The sequence below is a fragment of the Pseudofrankia saprophytica genome (assembly GCF_000235425.2).
Classification (GTDB): domain Bacteria; phylum Actinomycetota; class Actinomycetes; order Frankiales; family Frankiaceae; genus Pseudofrankia; species Pseudofrankia saprophytica.
The window spans coordinates 2409159-2432669 of record NZ_KI912266.1 but is presented as its reverse complement, the minus strand read 5'-3'; the positions used below and the strand labels follow the sequence as shown (position 1 = coordinate 2432669).

The following is a 23511-nucleotide window of genomic DNA, read 5'->3' as shown; positions in this document are numbered from 1 at the left end:
TCGGAGGCGCGCGGTGACGGCAGCGGCGGCGGCCTCTCGTGCGCGTGGGCCGGTCAGGCGGCGGGGAACGCCAGCGGGTTCGGGTCGAGGAGGCGACGGCGCAGGGTCTCGACGAGCGGCAGGTCCGCCGGCAGCCAGCTGACGTCGTCCAGCTGGGCGGCGGACAGCCAGCGCAGCTCCCCGCCCTCGACCGCGCGCGGCGTGCCGGAGCGGATCCGACCGAGCCACACCCGCAGGCGCCAGCCGGGGCTCGCGAGCTCGACCTGGCCGAGCACCGGGCCGGCCTCGATCTGGACGTCGAGCTCCTCGCGGCACTCGCGCTCCAGTGCAGCCAGCTCCTCCTCGCCCGGCTCGACCTTGCCCCCGGGAAACTCCCACATCCCGGCGTAGGCGGGCGGCGAGGTCCGCCGCGCGGCCAGCACCCGGCGCTCGCCATCCAACAGCGCCACCGCCACCACCAGTCGGCCGCGGCCCACGCGCGCCTCCGCGGCCTCAGAGGCCGCGCCGGTCATCGGTGCCGCCGGGACCGGAGCGGCCGGGACCGGAGCGGCCGGGACCGGAGCGCCGCGGCGCGGCGACCGCCCGCCCCGCGCGGGGCGCGTCTGGAACCCACTATCCGGCGCGGGGCCGGCATCCGGGTCGGGTTCCATACCTGGTGACTTTCCCAGATCGCCGGCACACTGCGGGTAGTGACCCTCGCTCAACCGGACCAATGACCCAACCGCGGCAACCACCCCAGCGGGCTCAGCCGCGGGCGAGGTCGCGACGCAGCAGGCCAGCGGCAAGGCTGACAAGCACGACGGCGGCGGCGGCGAGCACCCCGAGGTGGGTGGCGACGCCGGCGACGCCAGCCCCGTCGAACAGGACGCTCTCCCAGGCGGTCACCGCCCAGTAGTGCGGGGTCGCGTGGGCGATGGTCGTCATGACCGGTGGAAAGAACTCCGGCGGGACCATGCAGCCGCCGAGGGCGGCGAGCACGATGCCGACCACGGGCGTGATCGACCCGACCCTGTCCGGATCACGCCCGATCGCGCCGACCAGCAGGCCCGCGCCGCAGCCGACCCCGGCGAAGGACAGCACGAGCAGCGCGGCAGCCGCCGGATTCCCCCAGCGCACCCCGAACAGCAGCGTGCCGGTGAGCAGGATGAGCACCGACTGGAGCAGGGTGAGCACGAACCATCCCAGGCCGAGGCCGCCGAGGACCGACGGCAGGCCGGTCCGGGTGGACAGCGCCCGGCGCAGAACGCCCTGCCTGCGGGCCGCGACGATCAGCGTGGCGCTGGCCATCGCGTTGATGAACACGAACACCACCAGGTTCTGGGCGGCGAACATCGAGTACCGGCTGGCCGAGGCGCCAGCCGGGCCGCCGCCAGCATCCGTGACGCGGACGGTCAGCGGCGGCGGCACGTCCGCGAGCGCGTCCGCGCGTGCCACGACGGTGCCCCCCGCCTGGGCGGCGACGGTCCGCGCCGCCGCGAAGGGCAGGGTCGCGCGGCTCACGACCCCCTCCAGCGCGAGGCGCGCGGTCACGCCCGCGCCGCTGGTCGCCTCGGTGAGGACGCTCGCCCGCACGCTCCGGCCGGCGAGCACGTCGGCGTCCAGGGTCGCCGGCAGCACCAGCGCGGCCGCTACGTCGCCGCGACGCACCGCGTCCGTCGCCGCGTCCTGGCTCGCGAGCCCGCGGACCCGCAGCCCTGGCGCGTCGCGCAAGGCCCTCTCGACGGCCTGGCTGACCTGCCCGTCGCCAGGGCGCACCAGCCCGACCGACGCCCGGTCCGCGCCGCCGAACGCCGCCCCGATCACTGTGATCACGGCCACGGGCAGGACAAGCAGGAAGAACAGGGCGAGCCGGTCGCGGGTCAGGATGCGCAGCACCACCGCCGTGAACGCGAACAACGCGGCCAACCGGCCCCGCCCGGCGGCCGGCCCGGCCGGCCGACCACCACCGCCCATCGCGCCACCGCCCATCCCGCGACCACTCACCACGTCACCACTCACCGCGTCACCGCCCGATGGATCCGCAGCACGCCGATCGCGCCGGTGACCAGGCCGATCGCGACGAGGATGCCGATAGCGCGGGCAATCGCGCCTGGATGCGCCGCGTCGGCGCCGAGGTCGACGAACGCCGTGAGCGACTGCCCGTTCGGAGTGAACATCGCGATCCGGCGCAGCAGGTCCGGGCCGACGCCAGGGCCGACGAAGTTGCCTCCGAGCAGCGCGAGCACGAACGCGCACAGCGAGGTGTATGACTCGGCCTGGCGCTCGGTCCGGCCCAGCGACGCGACCAGCATCCCGACACCCGCCACCGCCAGCACCGTGGCGAGGACCACGGCCGCGACCGGGCCAGGCGGCCCCCAGTGGGCGTCGAAGGCCAGCGTCGTCACCAGCCAGACGACGACGAAGCTGGCGACGCCGAGCACGGCGACCGAGAACGCCCGACCAGCGATCAGCTGGCCCGGCCGCACCGGAGACGCCAGGATCCGGCCAAGAACGCCCTCATCCCGGTCGCCGACGAGCGATCGGGCGACGAAGCCGACCGTAAAGAACAGGAAGAGGATCGACATCGCGGCGCCGTAGTACGCGATGATGTCGGGCCCCTCGCCGCCGGCGGCGACCGGTGCCAGCTCCAGCACCTCGACGTCCCCGCGCGAGGCGGCCGGCTCCGAGGCCTCGGCCGGCGGCGTGCCTGCCTTCGCCAGGCCGGCGGCGACCAGCGCCCGCCAGTTGGCCTCGGCCGTCACGCCGTCCGCGACCGCCCGCGCGACCTGGGCCGCGACCTGCCGGGACGGGTCACCGAACACAGCCACGGCGAGCGCCGGCGAGCCGGCCGCGGGCGGCCGCTCGTAGCCCAGGGCCGCGCCCAGGCCGGCGGGCAGGACGATCGCGGCGTCCAGGTCGCCGTCGTCGACCGCGGGCTCGGCGGCTGGCACAGCCACCGACCGGAAGCGGACCGTTCCGCCGTCACCGTCCCCGCCGGAAGCGGTCAGGCTGGTGACGACGGCACGTGAGGCCGGCGAGCCGTCGGCGTCGGCTATCCCGATGGTGAACGTCACGTCCGACGTCCCGCCCAGCAACAGCCCGAAGACACTCGCCATGGCCAGCGGGCCGACGATGCCGCTGATGATCGCCGACCGGCTGCGCAGCCGGCGGCGCAGGTCGGTGGCGGCAATGACCAGCACCGGGCCGAGCCACCGCTGGCCCCACCCAGGCCGGGGCCGGCCGCCAGCGACACTCACGCGGCGGCCTCGGCCGGCTCGGTCACAGGTCCGCCTCAGTCACGCAGCGTCTTGCCGGTCACGTGCAGGAAGACGGTTTCCAGGTCGGGCTCAGACACCTCGACAGCGCCGATGGCGACCCCCGCCCGCTCGCCGGCGGCGACCAGTGGCGCGAGCACCGCGGCCGCGGAGGCCGCCGCCACAGTCAGGCCGCCCTCGACCACATCGGCGCTCACCACGCCGGACAGGCCTGCCGCCGCCGCGGCGAAGCGGTCGAGCGGGCCGGTCGCGGCCACGTTGATCCGGTCGTGCTCGCCGATGCGGGCGATGAGCTCGCGGCGCGTGCCCTCCGCGACGATCCGGCCGTCGTCGATGATCCCGACCCGGTCGCAGAGCCGTTCGGCCTCCTCCATGTAGTGCGTGGTGTAGAGGACCGACATCCCGGCGACGCCGAGCGCCCCGATGCTCTCCAGGATCTGGTTGCGGCTCTGTGGATCCACGCCGACCGTCGGCTCGTCGAGGATCAGCAGCCGGGGCTCGTGCAGCAGGCCGACGGCGATGTTCGCCCGCCGCTTCATGCCGCCGGAGCACTCCGACACCCGGTCCCCTGCTCGGTCGGCCAGGCCCACGACGTCGAGCACCTCGGCGATGCGAGCGGCAAGCTCGCGGCGCGGGAGCTGCTGCAGGCGGCCGAAGAACCGCAGGTTCTCCCGCACGGTCAGGTCCTCGTAGAGCGCGACGTCCTGCGGGACGAGACCGACGAGCGCCTTCGCCGCCGCGGACCGGGTGGTCATCGGCAGCCCGGCGACGGCGATCCGTCCCTCGTCCGGGGCGAGGATCCCGGCGATCATCGAGATCGTCGTCGTCTTGCCCGCGCCGTTCGGCCCGATCAGCCCGTAGGTCTCGCCCGGCGCGATCCGCAGACTTACGTGGTCGACAGCGGTCCGCTCCCCGAACCGCCGGACGAGCCCTTCGCACTCGAGAACATCGCCGTCAGCTGACGGTTCGGTGCGCCCCGGCGGCCGAACAGCCTCACCCCGCGCCGTCGGGCCCATGGCGTGGACAGTACCGCCCCCAATCGTCCTATTGCTGGCATCTCAGGCCGGTCGTCGGAGACTCGCTGCGCGCGAGACCCGGACGGCCGTGGCCAATGGTCACAGCAGCTGGCGGGCTGAGAGGCTGGGTGCATGTCGGACTTTCCCGAGCGGGTCGCGGGGGGCGGCGCCAGCGCCGTTCCCGCGGCCGCGACGCCCAGCGCCACGACGAGCGTGGTCTCGGCGGCACGGGGGCGGATCATCGGGGTTGACGCGGCGCGGGGCGCGGCGCTGCTGGGAATGGTCGCGACGCACGTCATACCGCCGTTCGACGACCAGGGCCGGTTGACCACGGCGCACCTGGTGGCGGCCGGGAGGGCGGCCGCGGCGTTCGCCGTGCTCGCCGGCGTGGCACTCACGCTGGTGACCTCCCGAGCCGCCCACCCTCGTACCTCGACCTTCGTCCGGGCGGTGTGCATCGGCGCCATCGGCCTGATGCTCGGCCTGACGGGCACGCCGGTCGCCGTGATCCTGCCGTACTACGCGGTGTTCTTCGTGTTGGCGCTGCCGCTGCTGCGCGCCCCCCGGTGGGTGCTCGCCGTGGTCGCGGCGAGCGCCCTGCTCGCCGAGCCGCTGCTGAGCCAGCTGGTCCGGCCACATCTGCCCGAACCGCTGATGAGCAACCCGTCCTTCGACGACCTGGTCGTCTCGCCATGGCGGCTCACCCTCACGATCCTGCTGACCGGCTACTACCCCGCGCTGGCCTGGATCGGCTACCTCAGTGCCGGCATGCTCGTCGGCCGGCTCGACCTGCGCTCGACACGGGTCGCCGGCCTGCTGCTCGGCGCGGGCGCGGCGGTGGCGGTGGCGGCCTCATCACTGTCGTGGCTGCTGCTCGGCCCGCTCGGCGGCCGCGACGCGCTGCTGGCCGCGGACTCGGTCCTGCCGGGCGTCGGCCCGATCGCGCCCGGCGAGGTGCCGTCCCTGCTCGAAGGCGGGCTGTACGGCAGCACGCCCACGCAGTCCTGGTGGTGGCTCGCCGTCGACACCCCGCACGCGTCCGCGCCGCTCGATCTGCTGCACACCACCGGCACGGCCGTGGCGCTGCTCGGCGCCGCCCTGCTCGTCGCCCGGCTCGGGGCGGCCGCGGCGGTCGTGATCTGGCCGCTGGCGGCGGTGGGCTCGATGACGCTGACCTGGTACACCCTGCACGCGTGGGTGCTCTCGACCGAGCTGCCACGGGGTGACAGCTATGCCTGGCTGTACCTCCAGCAGGTGATCCCCATGCTGGTCCTCGCGTCCCTGTGGCGCCTGACCGGCCGCCGCGGCCCGCTGGAGGCCGTCATCTCGGCGCTGGCCCGCCGCGCCGTCTACCAACCGCCGCCGCGCTCGTCATCGGCCTGATGCCCGAACCTGGCGTCCGCCCGACGTGCGTGCGTAGTACCGCCCCGCACGGTAGAGGCGCCACGGGATGCGGGCGGCCCGCCGCGCGGGCGAGTCCGGGATGCCCTGCCCATGGCGCACCAGAGTTTCCATGTCCTGCGGCCGGGTGTCGTTGGTGACGATGAGGCGGCGGACCGCGAACCGGTCCCCCTGCCTGGTGTGCAGTCCGAAACCGACCTCACAGGCCGAGTCGAAGCCAGCGGCCCGGACAGCGGCGCGGGTCGCCGCCGAGTTGTACCCGTGCGGGTAGCAGAAGCTGCGGATCGTCAGCCCGAGGCTGTCACTCAGGATGCGTCGGCTCAACGCGATGTCGCCACGCATCCGACCTGCCGGCAGGACATCCATCTCGAGATGCGCGTGCCCATGCGAGCCCACCTCGATGCCCGCCGCCGCCACCTCCGCCAGCTCCGACCAGTCCATGATCCGCAACTGGGCGTCGGGCCCCGGCAACCAGGCCGCCTCGCCACCGACATACCGCGTCGGTGCGTACACCGTGGCGCCACAGCCCGCGGCGCGCAGGATTCCCGCGGCCTCGACGAAATCCTTGTAGGCGTCGTCGAAGGTGACCCCGACCGTCCGGTCATCCGGGCCGTCGAGAGCCTCGGACAGCCCGACAAGCCGGTACCCCGCCCCGGCCAGCGCGTCGATCTGCTCCCTGAACAGCCCCGGATCCACCTGCCAGCGCTGGAAGTCCGGACTCGCTCCCCGCCCGATGCTGTGGAACATGAGGACCGGAAGATGGCCCTCTCCACGAACTCCCGCGGTGGTCAACTACCTTCCCCGAATGGCGGGACGACGCCCAGGACGGATATGCCAGCAGGTTCGATCCTATCCGGCGCCCGGGCGACCCGGAGGGCGGCGGGGACTCCACCCGCCAGGCGCGCACAGGGCCGACACGGGAATAGGCCCACCAGTCCCGCGCCGTGATGACGTACTTGTCTTGCCAACGCGGCGAGCAGCGGTTCACCAGGCGACCATCCGCGCTCTTCTTCCCTCCTCCACCGTCGCCCGGCCCGATCCGGCCAGTCTTTGTTTACATGACGGCGATACGCACAATTCGGCGACTTTATGGCGCGAGAAGGCGACCAACGCCCGCGCTTCATGAGCACCAACGCGGCGCCCCCCGGCATCCAGGACACCAGACTTCTACTCGCCTGTAAATATTGCCCTCGACAAATATTGTCCTCGACCTCCTTGGACCGGCTGATGGCCATCGCTCCGCCCTGATCCGCGACATGAGTTCGCCAGAGACGATCCGCAAAGTGGAGCAAGGCGAAGGTCGTGGATCACACGCCACCTCAGAACTCACCAGCGGACCGCCCCCAAGGGATGAGTTCGTCTCAGCCTGCTACACTCGGCCAAAAATAGCCGAGAAAGCGCGGCCCGAACACGATCACCACGAGAGGCCGGCCGGCACGCGACTGTCACGTCACGTGGCGACGACGCCATCATTTGGTGACAAACATTAGGCCCTCTGTGAGTTGCCCGACGCCGCCCGAAAATCAGGAACGGACCGCTTAATCGGCTACCAGCGACGGGGAGCGAAGGTGTCGGCCGAGCTGGCCGTGCTCCGTCTTTGGCGGCGCGCGAGCGGCGCGCCGCCACGGTCGTCGTCGCGGGTCGCCCACGACGATCGGGCCGCGGAGGTTCTGACGGGTCGCCGCCAGCGCCTCCGACCGCGGTCGTCCGGCTTCATCAGCCACGGCCCGGAAGTCGATCGTTCGCGGACGGTACGACAATGACTCGCCGGCTACTTGACGAGAGGTTTGGGCACTGATGGGGCTACGGGGAGCCGCGCGCGGCCTTGGGCAGGCAGGACATGTCCTGGCGGAACCCGAGCCGACTCTTTGCTGTCAGCTCGAGCTGTCCGACCCTCGCCAGCCCGAGGGTACGAGCGTTCGGTACGCGGATGCCCGCGTTCTCGTCCGTCTTCATGGCGACCCGCTGGGGTTCATCGAGGTGCCGCTCCGGGAGGGGGCCCTGGACCTCGGCGAGGTCCAGGCGCGATCGACGGAGGAGTTCCGCGACCTGATCGCGGAACACCTGCGCGCCGACGGGCTCGAGTGGGCCGGCCCGCCGAGCCTCGCGGTGCCGGCCCGCCCGGCGACCTGTGTGTCCCTCGTCGACGGCGGCCCCGAAGTCACCGTCATCGTCTGCACGCGCGACCGCGGCCCTCAGCTGCGCGAGACGCTGCACAGCCTGTCGACGCTGACCTACCAGCCGCTCCGGTTCCTGATCGTGGACAACGCGTCCCGGGATGAGACCACCCGACAGGTCTTCGACCGCGAGGTGGGCACAGACCCCCGCTTTCAATATGTCCGAGAAGACCGTCCCGGCCTCTCGTGCGCGCGCAACCGCGGCCTGCTCGAGGCGACGACCGAGATCGTCGCCTACACCGACGACGACGCCCGGGTCGACCCGGAATGGATACAGGGCCTGGTACGCGGGTTCAAGCGCCGGCCAGACGTCGCCTGCGTGACCGGTCTGGTCCCGACGGCGACGCTGGAGAGCATGCCGGAACGGTATTTCGATGCGCGCCTCGACTGGGCCGGCAGCTTCCGGCCCCGTCTATGGCACCTCACCGAGCGCCCGCCGGGCATTCCCTCGTACCCCTATTCCTCGGGCATTTTCGGAACTGGGGCCAACTTCGCCGTGCGCGCCTCGGTGATGCGGGCGCTGGACGGGTTCGACGAGGCCCTCGGCGCGGGCACCCTTCCGGGCGGCGGCGAGGACCTTGACGCCTTCGCCCGGATCGTCCTCGCCGGGCACTGGCTGGCCTACGAGCCCTCTGCCATCGTGTGGCACACCCACCGCAGCAGCCTCTCGTCGCTGCGCCGCCAGATGTACCACTACGGCACCGGTATGACGGCGTATCTGATGAAACATCTCTACATACCGGAGCACCGCGCCGACGTGGCGCTGTTGGTGCCCCGCGGAGTCTGGATGTCCCGGAAGGTGAGCACGAGCACCCGGGAGGCGGTCAGCCCGACAGCGAACAGCGCCAGGTGGCGGCTCATCGGAGCCGAGTTCAGCGGTTTCGTCGTGGGCCCGGTGCTGTACGTCCGCGCCCGGCGGAAGCGCCCACCGCGCACGTGGGCTCAGATCGACACAGCGGCATCGTCATCACGACCGCCGCTCGCCACGCCATCCTCCGGTTCGCCGCCGGGCGGGGCGCGGCCCGTTCCAGGGCGACGGCTGCGTGAGCTCGCCGGGCTGGCCCAGTTCTGGGGCAAGGTCACCCGAGACCTGACCGGCCCCGCCGACCTCGTGGCGCTCCTCCGCCTCCGGTCCGCGGGCACCCGCTTCGAGCCACTGGTCGTGCCGCGCCCGGCGACCGTCCGACTGCGGATGAAGTCCTTGCGCGGTCCGCTGCACCTGCGTACCCACTCCACCGACTTCGAGGTCTTCCGCGAGATCTTCCAGCGCGGGGACTACGACTCCGTCTCCGCCGTGGTCGGACCATCCCCACGGCTGATCGTCGATCTCGGCGCGAACATCGGCTTGTCCGCGCGATGGTTCCTCGCACGGTGGCCGGACGCCCACGTCGTCGCGGTGGAACCCGAGCCGGGCAACGCCGCCGTACTCCGCGCCAATCTCGCCGGCGCCTCAGCCACGGTCCACCAGGTGTGTGTGGGCGGGTGGGAACGGATGGCCACGTTGACGACGTCGCAGGGCGAGTACGCCTTCCGGCTCACCTCCGGGGAGGCAGGCCGAGCGGACGCGACGTCCTTTGAGGCACCGGTGCGCACCCTCGAGTCGATCCTCGACGAGGCCGGGGCCGAGCGCGAGATCGACCTGCTCAAATGTGACATCGAGGGCGCCGAACGCGAGCTCTTCGACTCCTGCGAAAGCTGGATCGGGCGGGTTCGCAACATCGTCGTCGAATGCCACGACGACTACACGACCGCCGAGCTCCTGGAATCTTTGGCCAAGAACCACGCGAGCTTCCGGGTGGCAGGCGTGGTGAAGGCCGGCGCGGGAACGTTCGAGGTCGCCGTCCTCACCAGGGCGGCCTGACCGGCGCTGACACGGCGCCGGTCAGGGCCGGCGATCGGCGGTCCCGCCGGTGGTCGACGGATGAATGCCGCGGCGCCGGCATCAGGATGATCGCCTGCTGGCGAGGTAGGCGAACGGGCCGCGCACGACGCCGACGAGCTCCAACAGCGTGAGCGACCTGGGGTAGGCAGGGTTCTTCTTCTCGTTCTTGGGGCTGCGCGGGTCCAGCAGGTAGCGCGCGCACTCGGGAGCCAGCCGTAGGAGCTCACGCCGCTCGGCACGACTGGTCAGGACGCGCTTGGCCATCATCGCCCCGAGGCCCACCCCGTAGTTGTGCATCTGCCGGCGCAGGTCCCGGTATCCCCGGTGGTGCGAATGCCACATGATGGCGCCGGGCTCGTAGACGATTGCCTCCCCCGCCTGGATGACGGTGAGGAAGATATCCAGATCCTCGCCCCCGCGCGAAGGCGTGCCGGTGCCGAGACTCACGTCGAACCCGCCGAGCCTCCGCAGCAGCGATGCTCTGAAGGCCGCGTTCGCGCCGCTGCCGAACATGCCCGCACTGAACGGGAAGAGCGGATTCTCGGGGCGGTTCAGGTGCAGGTCGAAACGCCGGCGTTCATAACCTTTGTTGAAACCGCCGAACTCCTCGAACAGGATCTGCGGCTCGGTCTCGAGCTCCGCCGGAAGAATCAACCCCGTCACGGCAGCCACATTCTCGTCCTCAAATCCGGAGACAAGAACCTCGAGCCACGACGGGTCTGCGATGACGTCGTCGTCCGTAAAAGCGACCAGCTCGCCGGACGCCACGGCCAGGCCGGTGTTGCGGGCGCGAGCGAGTCCTTTGACGGGCTCGGGTACATAGGTCACGGACCCGAGCTCCAGCTCCTTGAGCAGGCCGGGTATCCCGCTGGTCGTGGGACGGTTGTCGACCACTATCAGCTCGTCGGGCAACCTGGTCTGTGCCTGGATGCTGGCCAGGGCCCTCACCAGCTCCGGCGAGGCTTCACACGCATTGACGACGACGCTGACCCCAAAATCCTTCGGCGCCGTCCTACGGCATGCGTCCGAGCTGGGAAGAATGGCGGCCAACGGGCCGGGAGGTACCGCGACACCGTCCGCGGCGAGATGCTCCCGCACGGCCGGACCAAGATCATATTCTATCTTCTCGCGCAGCGTCCCGAGACCCCCGGCGATATCAGCGCCCGAGAGCCGCAGAATACCCATCGGGTGGCCGTGAAGGCGGATGAGCGCCTGGACCGCGCGGGCGGACGGAAACCGCGGCGCCTCGGCCGAGAGTTCTACCTCGATGACGGCGGTCGGCGCGGTCAGCCTCGGCGGCGCGTCCCAGCGCCGCGGGCCAGGGTACGCACGAGTCATCTTGGCAGTCCCGATGTTCACACTAGTAGCGATCGTAAGCGGTAGGCGGGGACGGGCCCGTATCTCGCCGAGCGGAGGCACGGATTCGCTGGTGCGGTGTATGGCCCGTCGGGCCCCCTCATCCGGTCCTTCCGCCTAACGCCGACGTAGGCCATCTGGGCACCGCGAGTAGAACGACCACGTTGCAGCGTTACCACATTGCGCGCCGCGGCCGCGTCCGGCCGCCGCTGATTTCCATGAGCAATGCCAAGCGCCACGGCTCTCCCACCGCCGCCGGGCTCAGGCCATCAACGCGCGCACCGCAGCCTCGGCATTCCGGCCCGAGGAAGGGTCAGACGTTGAAACGGAAGTCGACGACGTCGCCGTCGGCCATGACGTAGTCCTTGCCCTCCATGCGAACCTTGCCGGCCGCGCGAGCCGCGACCATCGAGCCCGCCGCCATCAGGTCGCCGAACGAAACGATCTCCGCCTTGATGAAACCACGCTGGAAATCGCTGTGGATGACGCCCGCGGCCTCGGGAGCCGTGGCGCCCTTCTTGATGGTCCAGGCGCGCGCCTCCTTGGGGCCCGCGGTCAGGTAGGTCTGCAGGCCGAGCGTGTGGAAGCCGATCCTGGCCAACGCCGCGAGGCCGCTCTCGCTCTGCCCGAGCGAGGCGAGCAGCTCGGCGGCATCCTCCTCGGGCAGCTCCAGCAGTTCGGCCTCGACCTTGGCGCACAGCACGACGGCGTCCGCGGGCGCGACGAGGTCGGCGAGCTCCTTACGCCTGGCATCGTCGGCGAGGGCGTCCTCGTCGACGTTGAAGACGTAGAGGAACGGCTTCGCGGTCAGGAGGAACAACTCTCGCAGCAGCGCACGGTCGATCGAGGGCTCGGCGGACAGGGGCCTGCCCTGGTCGAGGACGGCCCTGGCCGCCTCGGCGGCCGCAAGCATGGGCTGCTTGGTCTTGTCGACCTTCGCTTCCTTCGTCAGCTTGGGCAGGCGGTTGTCGATGGTCTGCAGATCGGCGAGAACCAGCTCGGTGTTGATGGTGGCGATGTCGTCCGCCGGGTCAACCCGGCCGTCGACGTGCACCACGTCCGGGTCGGAGAACACCCGGACCACCTGGCACACAGCGTCCGACTCACGGATGTTGGCGAGGAACTTGTTACCGAGGCCCTGCCCCTCGGAGGCGCCCCGCACCAGGCCGGCGATGTCCACGAAGCTCACCGCGGCGGGCACGATCCGCTGGCTGCTGTACAGCTTGCCGAGCCGCTCGAGCCGGGGGTCGGGCACGCCGACGACGCCGACGTTCGGTTCGATCGTCGCGAAGGGATAGTTCGCCGCCAGCACGTCATTGCGGGTCAACGCGTTGAACAGCGTCGACTTACCGACGTTGGGCAGCCCGACGATGCCGATCGACAGACCCATGGCTTTGAGTCTACGGATCGGGGCGCGAAGCGCCCCGATCCTGTCGGGCGGTGCGCCTAACCTGCCGGATCGGCTCCGCAAGCTCCCAGACCTCCTCGATCGGCTCCGCCGATCGGGCAGGAACCCCGGATCCGGCAGGAACCCTGCTCCTTGCGTGGCTTCGGGTCAGGGCAAATGTCGGACCGGGGTGGTTGGCTGTGGTCATGGATGCGTCGGGGGTGCTGCTGGCGCTGGCCTGCCTGGTGGTCGGGGCCGCGGGGGGCTACCTCGCGGGCAGGCAGGCCGGAGCCCAGCGGGCGAACGCCGACGTCGCCGGCATGCGGACCGCGCTGGACTATGAGCGCAAGTCGGCGGCCGAGCGCGTCGCGCTCGTCGAGCAGAGCCAGCGACGCCTCACCGACACCTTCCAGGCGCTCTCGGCGCGGGCGCTGGAAGGGGCTAGCCGACAGTTCCTGGAGCTCGCGGCCGCCCGCCTCGACGAGGCGGGCGCTCGGGCGCGCGGCGACCTCGACATGCGGCGCGCCGCCGTGGAGAACCTGGTGACGCCGCTGCGCGAGACGCTCACCCGGATGGAGGAACGACTGCGCGATCTGGAAACCGCGCGCATCGAGGCCTACGCCACGCTGGTCGAGCAGGTTCGGGCCACCCGCGAGGCCTCCGACGCCCTGCGCACCCAGACCTCGCAGCTGGTGACCGCGCTGCGCAAGCCGCAGGCGCGCGGCGCCTGGGGCGAGCTGCAGCTGCGCCGCGTCGCCGAGGTCGCCGGCATGCTGGCACGCTGCGACTTCACGGAGCAGCACACGGTCGCCGGTGAGGAGGGAGAGTCGGTACAGCGGCCGGACATGGTCGTCCACCTGGTCGGCGGGCGCAGCATCGTCGTCGACTCCAAGGTCCCGATGGCCGCGTTCCTCGAGGCCGCCGAAGCCGCCGAGGAGACCGTGCGGGCCGAGCGGCTGGCCGCGCACGCCCGGCACCTGCGCGCGCACGTGGACCAGCTCGGCTCGAAGGCCTACTGGCGCCGAATGGACTCACCCGAGTTCGTCGTGCTGTTCGTCCCGGCGGAGGCGTTCCTGGCACCGGCGCTCGACCACGACCCAGGCCTGCTCGAGTACGCGGCTGGCCGGGGCGTGGTGCTCGCCACGCCGACGACGCTCATCGCGCTGCTGCGCACCGTCGCCTACGCCTGGACGCAGGACGCGCTGACAACCCGGGCCAAGGAGGTCTACGAGCTTGGCCGTGAGCTGTATACCCGGATCGGCACGCTCGGCGAGCACGTCGACCGGCTCGGCGCTTCCCTGGGACGCGCGGTCAAGGACTACAACGCGGCCGTGGGGTCGCTGGAGGGCCGGGTGCTGGTGTCGGCCCGCCGACTGGCCGCGATGGAGGTCGTCGAGGACGAACTGCCCAGCCCCAAGCCAGTGGAGGCAGGTGTCCGCCCGCTGACGGCCGTCGAGCTCCTCTCAGTTCCTGATGGACGAGAACCCCTCGAAGAGCTGGAGCTGGTGCCATCCTCGCCCTTCAGGCCGCCGATGGAGGCACCCGACACAGCGGACATTCAGGCGGCTCCACCGGGTGCCGGAGCGAACACGGAGAGCTGAAGGAATCGGCCACCGGTACAGCCACGACGTATCGTGCTGACGCATTCTTAAACCTGGGGCGGTACCTTGCCCACGTGAGTCTGCCCGACAGGCAACCCGCCGGCCCCCGAGGTCGCACCGACCGGCCGCGCGGACCGGCCGACCGTGCCCCCACGGGACGGCGCCGTTCGACCCTGCAACCGACGACCGTCATCAGCAACAACCGCCGCGGGCTTACCGCCTTCGGAGCCTCGCTGATCGTGCTGATCATCGGGGCCGCGGGCGCCGCCGCGGACGTGGCAGTCTTCGGGCACCTGGGTTGGATCTTCGGCGTCCTGTTCGTCGTGGCCTGCGTCGCGAGCACGCTGCGCACGCATGTGGACGATCTGGTCGGAGTCGCCATCATGCCGCCGCTGGTCTATGCGGCGATCACCACCGGGGTCGGCTTCCTGCATCCGGCGACCGGCAGCGACGGCGGGCTGAAGACGAAGGCAATCGACATCGGTTCCGAACTGATCCTGCGCGCGCCGAGCCTGTTGATCGCCGAGCTATTGGTGATCATCATCGCGCTGGTCCGGGCCCGCCGGGCGACAGTGGTCCGCCGCGAGCGGGCTCGGACGATGGCGAACCGCGCCCGCCGCGACACCCGACCGTGACGCAGGCGGTCCGGTCGGACATCCGACACGCGGGATTCAAAAACTGAGACTTTCCACCCCTGCCGTCGTGTTATCAACGAATCATGTCCGCGAGCGCTTCGCAGCCGGCCCGGATGCCGAGCTGGCTGCGAACCTGTACCTGCGGCCACACGCGCCAGGTTCACCGCCATTACCGCTCCGGAAACGACTGCGGTATCTGCGGCTGCGTCCGATTTTCGCATTTCTGGCACAGATATCCACACGATGAACCGCTCGCGCAACCGCGACGCGCCAGACGCCGGACAACCGAGCCAGAGCCGCCCCCGATCGACACTGGCCCCTCTTCGCCCGACACCGCCCGGGACACTCCACCAGCCGACCCAATATCGGTCCCCTCGGTGCGGCGAATGGGGGGGCGCGCATCGGTACCGGGCCCCAGGCGGCGTTCCGGCAACACGCCCAGCGGCGTGAAACAGCCCCCCGACCACAGCAGCTAGCCGTTCCCCGGCCCCCGGTCGACGTCGCCCTAATTGGCGAACCAGGGTGAATACCTCCGCCCGTCGACCCGCAATCAGTCACGCCGCGCGGTGGCCGAGTCACGCTCCGGCGCATTGTTCGAACCTGGCGAGACGCACAAGTGGTACACGACGTAGCGCGAGAACCCTGCCGGAGGGTGAGTGCTACCGTGTCGGGCAGACGGTCTTGCTTGACCGGACAACGGGGGAATGCAAGCGCGGAAAGGCACTGGAATCGGGGGTCGGCGGCGCGTCGGTATCGATCAATTTCCCGCATATTGCGTACACATGACCCGCGGGATTCAATTACTTCTCGTTTCGAACGACAACACCGCCGAGCGCCCAGAGCGTCCACATCGACAGCCCGGGCAACAACAGAGCCATACCGCGCCGATTCCTTTTGGGGTTCTTGGGCCGCGGCCACCTCTGAGGCGCATCGAGCGCGCCGCGCCGCCTACCTGCCAGGCGGCGCCCAGGCATCCCAGGGGGACGGAAGTTGACTGTAGGGGAACCGCGGCCAAGAGTCAGCATCGTCATTCCGACACTGAATGAGGCCCGCAACCTTCCACATATCTTCAAGATTCTGCCCGCCGACGCGGAGGTCGTCCTGGTCGACGGCCGATCGACCGACGGCACGGAGGATGTCGCCCAGTCCATGCGGCCCGACTGCGTCGTCGTGCACCAGACGCGCAAGGGCAAGGGCAACGCCCTGGCCAGCGGGTTCGCGGCCGCGACGGGCGACATCATCGTCATGCTGGACGCCGACGGCTCCGCCGACCCCGCGGAGATCGAGGACTTCGTTCAGGCGCTGCTCGGCGGCGCCGACTACGCCAAGGGCTCCCGGTTCATCGAGGGCGGTGGGAGCAGCGATATCACCAAGCTACGCAGCCGCGGCAACCTCGCCCTGAGCTCCCTGGTCAACATCCTGCTGCGGCATCGGTTCACCGACCTCTGCTATGGCTACAACGCGTTCTGGGCCTACTGCCTGCCGGTGCTCGACCTGCAGCCGGGGCAACGAGGCGACGAACCCCAGTGGGGTGACGGCTTCGAGGTGGAGACCCTCATCAACATCCGGGCAGCCCGCGGCGGCCTGAAGATTGTCGAGGTCGCCAGCTTCGAGCACCCGCGGCTCATGGGCGTGACCAACCTCAACGCGCTCTCGGACGGGCTGCGTGTGCTGAGGACGATCTTCGCCGAGGCATTCCGGCCCATGCCGAGCCGGCTACGCCGCCAGGTCGCCCTCGACAGGCAGGCGGTGCGCCGTCGCCTCGACCTGTCGCGGCACGCGACGACGGACCCCGCCCAGCTCGGCGCCGCCACAACGGCGCGCGCGCCAGCCGCGCCGATCACACGCCCGCGGGAGGACACAACCCTCACCTCGGGCGTCCCGCGGGTGGAGCCGGCATGACCACGGGCGACGCCATCGCGAGTGACGGACGCGCGACGCCGTCGACCGGTCAGCCTGACCAGCCGGCTGTGTCCGTCATCATCTGCGCCTACACCGAGGACCGGTTCGGCGACATCACCGCCGCGCTGGACAGCATCAGGGCACAGGATCCGCCGGCCAGCGAGATCATCCTCGTCGTCGACTACAACAATGCGCTGCTGGGACGTGCCCGGGCAGCGTTCCCGGACGTCATCGTCGTCGCCAACGAGAACTCGCGAGGACTTTCTGGCGCCCGAAACACGGGTGTCGAGCGGGCGACCGGCGAGATCGTCGCGTTTCTCGACGACGACGCGCGCGCCGCCGCGGACTGGCTCGCCAAACTGACGGCGCCCTACGTGGATCCCAATGTGGTCGGTGTCGGCGGGACCGTCGCGGCGGACTGGCTGACGACGCGCCCCGGCTGGTTTCCCCCGGAGTTCGACTGGGTCGTCGGATGCAGCTACGTGGGCTTGCCCACGACGGTGAGCGAGATCCGCAACCCCATAGGTGCCGCGATGTCGTTCCGCCGCAAGTTCTTTCCGCTGGTCGGGGGGTTCACCGACGGAATTGGGCGCGTCGGCAACACACCGCTCGGCTGCGAGGAGACCGAGTTCTACATCCGTCTGCGCCGGGCCCTGCCGGGAGCGTCCGTGCTGCACGTGCCGGATGCGGTGGTCTACCACAAGGTTCCCGGGACGCGTGCCCAGTGGGCCTACTTCCAGCGGCGGTGCTACGCCGAAGGAATCTCGAAGGCCGTCGTGACGAACCTGGTCGGCGCGACCGCCGCGCTCGAGGCGGAACGCGCCTACGTCCGGCGAACCCTCCCCCGCGCCGTCGCGCGGGGCCTTCGGGAGCGGGCCAGGTGGCCACAAGCGGCCGCGGTGCTCGCGGGGGTCGCGGTCACCGGAGCCGGATACGCCCGCGGCCTGGTCGCGTTGCGCACCGGTGGCCTGAGCACCCCGAATGCCAGGGCACCCAGGCCCGGGGGCGTGCCACCGAGACGATGAGGCCGCCGAGCCGGTGGGCCGGGCCGACCACGACAGTTCCAGTCGTCCCTGAGGCGGACCCCGGGAGCTCGCGCCGGGACCGCACCCGTCCAGGCGGCGCCTGGCCTCGGCCCTCGCCGGGGCTGGTCAGGCTCGCAGCTCGGCGTCGATGCGGTCGAGGACGTCTGTGTCCACGGCCGTACCGAATTTTCTGGCGAAGAGCCTGCGGTGCTCCCGCGGTTCGCCGGCGACAGCCGCGAACGAGGTCACCGGATCGGCGGGGGGCTCCTTCTGAGCGCGCGCGAGGTCGTCGAAATGCGCCATCGTCAGCCAGCCCGGATGCGTCGCGCCACCCGCCGGCCACGCCATGTGCCAGGGATGGCTGTAGCAGGCCGGAAGCGCGTCCGAGCCAAGCAGCGAGCGGCTGCCCAGCATCGACGCGGCGAAGGTCTCGTCCGGAACCAGCGTGCCGCGCCAGTACCGGACGAGGTCCGGCCGCCCGTCCATCAGCCGGACAAGAGCCTCGGCGTGGTGACGGGCGTAGATCTTCCACTGCGAGCCGGCCCGCGGCTCCAGGTCAGCCGGAATCGACCGGCTGACCGGCAGGCGCAACGGCACGTCCTTGACGAACATCACCTGGTTACGCCAGGTGAGGAACCTCCGCCGCAGGCGCCACAGGCCGCCGTCGGGATGCCTCGGGGTGCTCCACGGCCGGTATGGCAACGGCACGTTCCACAGCCAGGAGAAACCGTCCCACCGGGAGAGCTCACGCTCCAGCTCCGGCATTGCCAGCAACGGATAGTCGGCGCCGGAGAGGACCGCGATATGCCTGGCTGACGTACGGGCGAGCGCCACGCGCAGCGCGCGCAGCTCCGCGTCCACCAGCGACCAGCTCGACAGCGTCGTCGGCTGGCGTGCGCAGAGCGTCACCCGCAGGGGTAGCCGGCTGGTCATCCGCTGGTACGTGGCCTCGGGCGTACGCGCGTCGCAGTGCAGGAAGATGGGCACGTCGTCGAGCGCCAAGACCAGCCGCCGTAGGTGGGTCGGGTCGGTGTGCGCCATGACCACCGCCGCGAGCAAGGTCATCTCCATCCTCCAAGCGAACGCCACGACAGCTGCATGGTCGGCGCCTCCTCGTAGCGCCGGCTGGGTTGCTCGGGTAGGTCGGCACGCAGCCCGGCCGGTCCGGCCGTCGGGACCGGCCGCGAGTGGCTGTCGGCGCGGTGGCGTGCCCTCGGGGCCGCCTCGAGCGCCTCGTGCCGACGCGGGCCGCTCGCCCGGCGGCGGCCCGCCGGGCGAGCGGCGCCCTTTCCACGGGCGATCATTCGGAAGATGACGCCGAACCAGGCGAGCGCGGCGAGCATCGCGACCGCCCGACCCGCGAATGCCACCGGGCCGTCGGCCGGGACAAGACTCAGCCCCAGCACCGCCGCGACGACGAGGCCCAGCTCCACGAGGATCAGCGGGCTCGTGCGGGCAGTGGGCGCGGCCACCCGCGCCCTTGCCAGCAGGAAGCCATGCAACAGGCAGTAGGAGGCACCGGTCGCCAGCGCACCGCCTGACAGGCCGAGCCTCGGCACCAGCACGAGGCTGAGGGCGATGTTGCCGGCGGCGGCGATGGCGGTCCCGACGGCGATGCTGACGGTCGCGCCCGCCGCCATGAGCGCCCGCGTGGGCGCGAGGCTGGCGGTCGCCGGCACCGCGCAGACGATCACGATCGAGGTGATGGCGAGCAACTGCCCAGGGCCGTAACCCGCGGGCGCCCAGGTGCGCAGCAGCAGGGGCGCCGCGAGCGCGAGCCCGACGAGCACGGGCGACAGCAGCCGGTAGAGGGCGTCCCGGCTCGCCGCGAGCACCGCCGCCCGAGTGGCCGGGTCGGAGACCGCGAAGATGCGGGGCATCCACGCCGAGTTGAGCACCGACAGCAGCAGCGTCGGCAGCGACCCGATGTTGTAGGCGATCTGGTAGCGAGCCACGGCGGCGGGGCCCAGATGGCTCTGGACGATGAAGCGGTTGCCCGCGTTCAGCACGAGCGTGGCGAGCACCGCCGGCACCAGCGGCAGCGCATAGGCCAGGCTCGCCCCCACGAGGCGCCGGTCCCGCGGTCCCAGCCGTCCCGGCACCACGAGGAACACGGCGAGCGCGGTGGCGGCGATCTGCGAGACAAGCTGACCGCGAATGAAGCTCGTCGCGGTCGGCGTCGTCACGGCGACGAGCGCGAGGCTCGCCATCTCGGCGACGACCGACTGCAGCATGCTCACCAGCCCGAAGCCCAGGAGCCGGTCCTGGCTGCGCAGCAGCGCCAGCTGGGCGTTGGTCACGGCCGCGATGCCCGCCCAGAAGACCGCCAGCCGCAGCGCCCCGCCGTAGTGCTCGAATCCCAGCGACGGGGCCCACCACCGGCCGGTCGTGTCGACGAGCCAGGTGATCGCCGTCGCCGCAAGGATGCACAAGGTGAGCAGCCTGCGGGCCTCGGCCGGGCCGTCCGAGCTGCCAGCCGCCGAATCCGCGTACTTCCACTGGATCGCCGTCTGCAGGCCAAGCCCGGCCACCTGGAACAGCACCTGCATGACGGCATTGGCCGCGGCCACCGCGCCGAACTCGTCCGCTCCCATCAGCCGGGTCACGAAGGGAGTCACCCCGGCAGCGCCGACGATCTGGACGGCCCACAGCAGCATGTAGAGGGAGTCGCGCCCGAACATCCCCGAGACCTCGCGCGCGACGGCGTCGTCGGACGAACTCGATGCCTCCGCGGCGGGCCGCGGCTCCGGTACTCCCCGCGGGCCCGCGCCGGCGCCCACCTCCCGCAGCGGCTCGAGCAGCACGGACGAGTCGGGCTCCGCTCCGGCTCGACCGGCCCGCGGCCCGTCCGCGGGCGCGGTCGCGGTCGCGGCCGGCCGGGTCGGCGGCTGCCAGCGCAGCCACATGGTCGCGTCGGCCGCTCCGAGAATCAGCGGCTCGGACCTTGGCAGCGACCGGAGCCAGACTGTCTCGTCCGAGGCGCCAGAACTCATCGCCGCGGTCCTTGGCCAGGCGCCAGGCGCGCGGACGCGCCCTGGCGGGCCAGGTCAGCGCCGGCGCGGCCAGACACGGTCGGGCAAGAACCGCGGATTCGAGCCGGCTCGGGCTTCGCGGTCCTCTTCGGCCGAGTGAGCCAGCCGGGGCCAGAGGCGGCGGCGACGCCACCGCGGGTTCCGCGGGCCCGCGGAACCCGCGACCGCCGACCCGGAGCCGATCCGTTCTTCAGCGGCTCGCCGCGCGGCGGAACCGACACCATTTCGCCCCCGACTACTGGCAGCCCGACAAGCGGCCGACGCAGGGTGAGGGACTGGATGAATGCGCGTCACCCCGGCCGGGATCCCCACCGACGTCGCTTACGTGCCGGCCGGGCTATGCGACACGGCCCATATTCACATTCCGCGCCGACCAATTACCCTCGACGAGAGCGCCGGACGGTGGCGACGTGGCGACGTCAAGTGGTGTTGGAATTTCGACGAACTCCCCCAACCGTCGCGCGCCGGCCTACGGCATTCCAGCCGGCTGCCGGCGCGGTCAGTCTAGCAGCAGCGCAGGTCGGCCACCTTGATGACGCGGGCGGACTGGGTGAGCCGCGCCCCAACCGGCCGAGGACCTGATGACGGCTGGGCGCGGCTCACGGGCACGGCGGCTGACGGCACCCGAGAGGTGACAGCCGTTACCGCTCTTGTTTCACGGACATGACAGACGACGGCTCGACAGATCGGGCTGAGCCGGCGAGATCCGCCGACTCCCATCGTGGCAAGAATGCCAGCGGACGTGAGCGATTCACGCCAACGGTCCTGGCGTTGGCGTGGCATCAACCAGAGCGGCGGCGCCGGCCGGGGGCGCCGCCGCCGGCACGCCGCTAGGGGTGGGTCATGGAGAGAACGTCGAGGGCGGCGTCGAGCTGCTCCAGGGTGAGCTTGCCGGCCTCGACGTAGCCTCGCTCCAGCACGACCTCGCGGATGGTCTTCTCCTCGGCGAGCGACTGCTTGGCGACCTTCGCGGCCTCCTCGTAGCCGATGTACTTGTTCAGCGGGGTGACGACCGACGGTGACGACTCGGCGTACCGGCGGCAGCGCTCGACGTTAGCCTCGATGCCGTCGATGCAGCGGTCCGCGAAAAGGCGGCTGATCGTCGACAGGATGTGGATCGACTCCAGCAGGTTGCGGGCGATCACCGGGAGCATCACGTTCAGCTCGAAGTTGCCGGCCGAGCCGCCGAACGCCACGGCGGCGTCGTTGCCGACGACCTGGGCGACCACCTGGCAGACCGCCTCCGGGATGACCGGGTTGACCTTGCCGGGCATGATCGACGAGCCGGGCTGCAGGTCAGGCAGGTGGATCTCACCGAGGCCCGCGCGCGGGCCGGAGGATGCCCAGCGCAGGTCGTTGGAGATCTTGTACAGCGACACCGCGACAACCCGCAGGACGCCGGATGCCTCGACCAGGCCGTCCCGGGAGGCCTGCGCCTCGAAGTGGTCGCGCGCCTCGGTGAGCGGCAGTCCGGTGCTGGCCGCCAGTTCGGAGATGACGGTCGCGGAGAAGCCAGGTGGGGTGTTGATCCCGGTGCCGACCGCGGTTCCGCCCAGCGGCAGCTCGCCGATCCGGGGCAGCGCCGCGTTCAGCCGCTCGACGCCAAGGCGTACCGCCGCGGCGTAGCCGCCGAACTCCTGGCCCAGGGTGACCGGGGTCGCGTCCATCAGGTGCGTACGCCCCGACTTGACCACGTCGGCGAACTGCTCACTCTTGCGCGACAGCGACGCCGCCAGATGCTCGAGCGCCGGGATCAGCTCGGCGACGATGCCCTGGGTCGCGGCGATGTGGATCGACGACGGGAACACGTCGTTCGACGACTGGGAGCAGTTCACATGGTCATTCGGGTGCACCGGGCGGCCGAGCCGCTCGCTGGCGAGCGTCGCGATGACCTCGTTGGTGTTCATGTTTGACGACGTGCCGGAGCCGGTCTGGAACACGTCCAGCGGAAACTGGTCGTCCCAGTCGCCGCGGGCGACCTCGGCGGCCGCGGAGGCGATTGCCTCGGCGATCTCGCCGTCGAGCACTCCGAGCTTGGCGTTGACCGTCGCGGCGGCCGCTTTGATCCGAGCCAGGGCGGCGATGTGCGCCCGGGAGATGCGCTGCCCGGAGACCGGGAAGTTCTCGACCGCGCGCTGGGTCTGTGCCCGCCACTTCGCGCTGGCCGGGACCCGCACGTCCCCCATGCTGTCGTGCTCGATCCGGTACTCCTGCTCGGTCATGCTGCTCGATACCCCTCGTCCTGAACCGGCCGTCGTCGTCCTCGACACTGCCCCGGCTATCTTCGGTCATGTGCGGGTGGTGCCGCCGCCTTTGTGGTGGCGGCCGCGCCACGCCCCCGGCCGGCGTCCCGCCCTTCCGCAGGCTAACGAGTCTCACGCCATCCAGCCCCGCGCTGTGGTAGCGCTCGCCGGCCAGCGGGCCCGGTGTCCCGGCCCACCCCCCGGCGCCAACGCCTCAATCCGGATTCATCGACGCGTCAAAGTCGGTGCGGACGGGTGATGCCTGGCGAGAAGAGCGACCGATCACCTTCCTCGGCGGGTTAGTCACGGGACCAGCGCGAGAGTGCCCCTGCTACGCTGACCCCGCCGCCATCTGGCCGGTAGCCGTGATATGGAACACATAGCGAGCGGGACAAGCGCGAGCACCGGATCCCGATTCGGACGAGTGGCGACGGTCACGCACCGTCGTTATGTGGCCGCCCAAACGAAACGGTCGTGGCAGAAACGGGCGCGCAAGCATGAGCCAATCGGGGGGACAATGTTGGTCGTGCCGTGGGGACCGCTGGTGCGCGTGGTCGAACATGCCTTTCCAGCGGCCGTCGGCGCGGTCGGCCGCCGGTG

At 71.2% G+C, this 23511-nt stretch carries 16 protein-coding genes; 6 read left to right on the top strand and 10 right to left on the bottom strand.

Features of this window, described 5'->3' with window-relative positions; all coding sequences use genetic code 11:
* Positions 1-53: 53 nt before the first annotated feature.
* The 4 genes from FRCN3DRAFT_RS43720 to FRCN3DRAFT_RS0210105 form a co-directional block, all read right to left on the bottom strand.
* Positions 54-512: a (deoxy)nucleoside triphosphate pyrophosphohydrolase gene (locus FRCN3DRAFT_RS43720; protein ID WP_007511607.1), complete on the bottom strand. Its 459-nt coding sequence runs from the start codon at positions 510-512 to the stop codon at positions 54-56.
* 232 nt (positions 513-744) lie between these two features.
* Positions 745-1998: an ABC transporter permease gene (locus tag FRCN3DRAFT_RS49360; protein ID WP_131803449.1), complete on the bottom strand. Its 1254-nt coding sequence runs from the start codon at positions 1996-1998 to the stop codon at positions 745-747.
* A complete protein-coding gene (locus tag FRCN3DRAFT_RS0210110) occupies positions 1995-3236 on the bottom strand; it encodes an ABC transporter permease (protein WP_007511604.1) in 1242 nt (413 codons plus the stop codon). Before FRCN3DRAFT_RS0210110 ends, FRCN3DRAFT_RS49360 begins: the two co-directional genes overlap by 4 nt.
* Before the next feature lie 35 nt (positions 3237-3271).
* The gene (locus FRCN3DRAFT_RS0210105) at positions 3272-4270 is read right to left on the bottom strand and encodes an ABC transporter ATP-binding protein (RefSeq protein ID WP_007511602.1); all 999 of its coding nucleotides are present in this window, start codon (positions 4268-4270) and stop codon (positions 3272-3274) included.
* 132 nt (positions 4271-4402) lie between these two features.
* Between FRCN3DRAFT_RS0210105 and FRCN3DRAFT_RS0210100 the strand changes: the two genes are divergently transcribed.
* Positions 4403-5653, top strand: coding sequence for a heparan-alpha-glucosaminide N-acetyltransferase domain-containing protein (locus FRCN3DRAFT_RS0210100; protein WP_007511599.1), 1251 nt, complete (start codon positions 4403-4405; stop codon positions 5651-5653).
* Here FRCN3DRAFT_RS0210100 and FRCN3DRAFT_RS0210095 read toward each other — a convergent pair.
* Entirely contained in the window at positions 5642-6418 is a 777-nt protein-coding gene (locus FRCN3DRAFT_RS0210095) for a polysaccharide deacetylase family protein (RefSeq protein ID WP_007511596.1), read from the bottom strand. The genes FRCN3DRAFT_RS0210100 and FRCN3DRAFT_RS0210095 overlap by 12 nt on opposite strands.
* Positions 6419-7651: 1233 nt before the next feature.
* On the opposite strand from FRCN3DRAFT_RS0210095, the gene FRCN3DRAFT_RS49355 reads away from it, so the two are divergent.
* Positions 7652-9709: an FkbM family methyltransferase gene (locus FRCN3DRAFT_RS49355; RefSeq protein WP_051466212.1), complete on the top strand. Its 2058-nt coding sequence runs from the start codon at positions 7652-7654 to the stop codon at positions 9707-9709.
* An 81-nt stretch (positions 9710-9790) separates the two neighbouring features.
* On the opposite strand, the gene FRCN3DRAFT_RS43705 is transcribed toward FRCN3DRAFT_RS49355, so the two are convergent.
* Both FRCN3DRAFT_RS43705 and ychF read right to left on the bottom strand, forming a co-directional pair.
* Positions 9791-11068, bottom strand: a complete 1278-nt coding sequence (locus FRCN3DRAFT_RS43705; protein ID WP_007511592.1) for a glycosyltransferase family 2 protein — start codon at positions 11066-11068, stop codon at positions 9791-9793.
* Between the two features lie 331 nt (positions 11069-11399).
* The gene (ychF, locus tag FRCN3DRAFT_RS0210080) at positions 11400-12476 is read right to left on the bottom strand and encodes a redox-regulated ATPase YchF (RefSeq protein WP_027140429.1); all 1077 of its coding nucleotides are present in this window, start codon (positions 12474-12476) and stop codon (positions 11400-11402) included.
* 203 nt (positions 12477-12679) lie between these two features.
* On the opposite strand from ychF, the gene FRCN3DRAFT_RS0210075 reads away from it, so the two are divergent.
* From FRCN3DRAFT_RS0210075 to FRCN3DRAFT_RS0210060, 4 genes are all read left to right on the top strand, one after another.
* A complete protein-coding gene (locus FRCN3DRAFT_RS0210075; protein WP_007511588.1) occupies positions 12680-14074 on the top strand; it encodes a DNA recombination protein RmuC in 1395 nt (464 codons plus the stop codon).
* Between the two features lie 74 nt (positions 14075-14148).
* Positions 14149-14709: a DUF6542 domain-containing protein gene (locus FRCN3DRAFT_RS43700; protein ID WP_007511586.1), complete on the top strand. Its 561-nt coding sequence runs from the start codon at positions 14149-14151 to the stop codon at positions 14707-14709.
* A gap of 990 nt (positions 14710-15699) precedes the next feature.
* Complete coding sequence (locus tag FRCN3DRAFT_RS43695; RefSeq protein ID WP_007511584.1) at positions 15700-16611, top strand: glycosyltransferase family 2 protein; 912 nt, start codon at positions 15700-15702, stop codon at positions 16609-16611.
* The gene (locus FRCN3DRAFT_RS0210060) at positions 16608-17636 is read left to right on the top strand and encodes a glycosyltransferase family 2 protein (protein ID WP_007511582.1); all 1029 of its coding nucleotides are present in this window, start codon (positions 16608-16610) and stop codon (positions 17634-17636) included. The genes FRCN3DRAFT_RS43695 and FRCN3DRAFT_RS0210060 overlap by 4 nt, the downstream gene beginning before the upstream one ends.
* A 126-nt stretch (positions 17637-17762) precedes the next feature.
* Here FRCN3DRAFT_RS0210060 and FRCN3DRAFT_RS0210055 read toward each other — a convergent pair whose 3' ends face one another.
* The 3 genes from FRCN3DRAFT_RS0210055 to FRCN3DRAFT_RS0210045 form a co-directional block, all read right to left on the bottom strand.
* Positions 17763-18701, bottom strand: a complete 939-nt coding sequence (locus FRCN3DRAFT_RS0210055; RefSeq protein WP_007511580.1) for a beta-1,6-N-acetylglucosaminyltransferase — start codon at positions 18699-18701, stop codon at positions 17763-17765.
* On the bottom strand, positions 18698-20629 hold the full coding sequence (locus tag FRCN3DRAFT_RS0210050; protein WP_007511578.1) for a lipopolysaccharide biosynthesis protein: 1932 nt from the start codon (positions 20627-20629) through the stop codon (positions 18698-18700). Before FRCN3DRAFT_RS0210050 ends, FRCN3DRAFT_RS0210055 begins: the two co-directional genes overlap by 4 nt.
* Before the next feature lie 869 nt (positions 20630-21498).
* Complete coding sequence (locus FRCN3DRAFT_RS0210045; protein ID WP_007511574.1) at positions 21499-22890, bottom strand: class II fumarate hydratase; 1392 nt, start codon at positions 22888-22890, stop codon at positions 21499-21501.
* Positions 22891-23511: the final 621 nt, after the last annotated feature.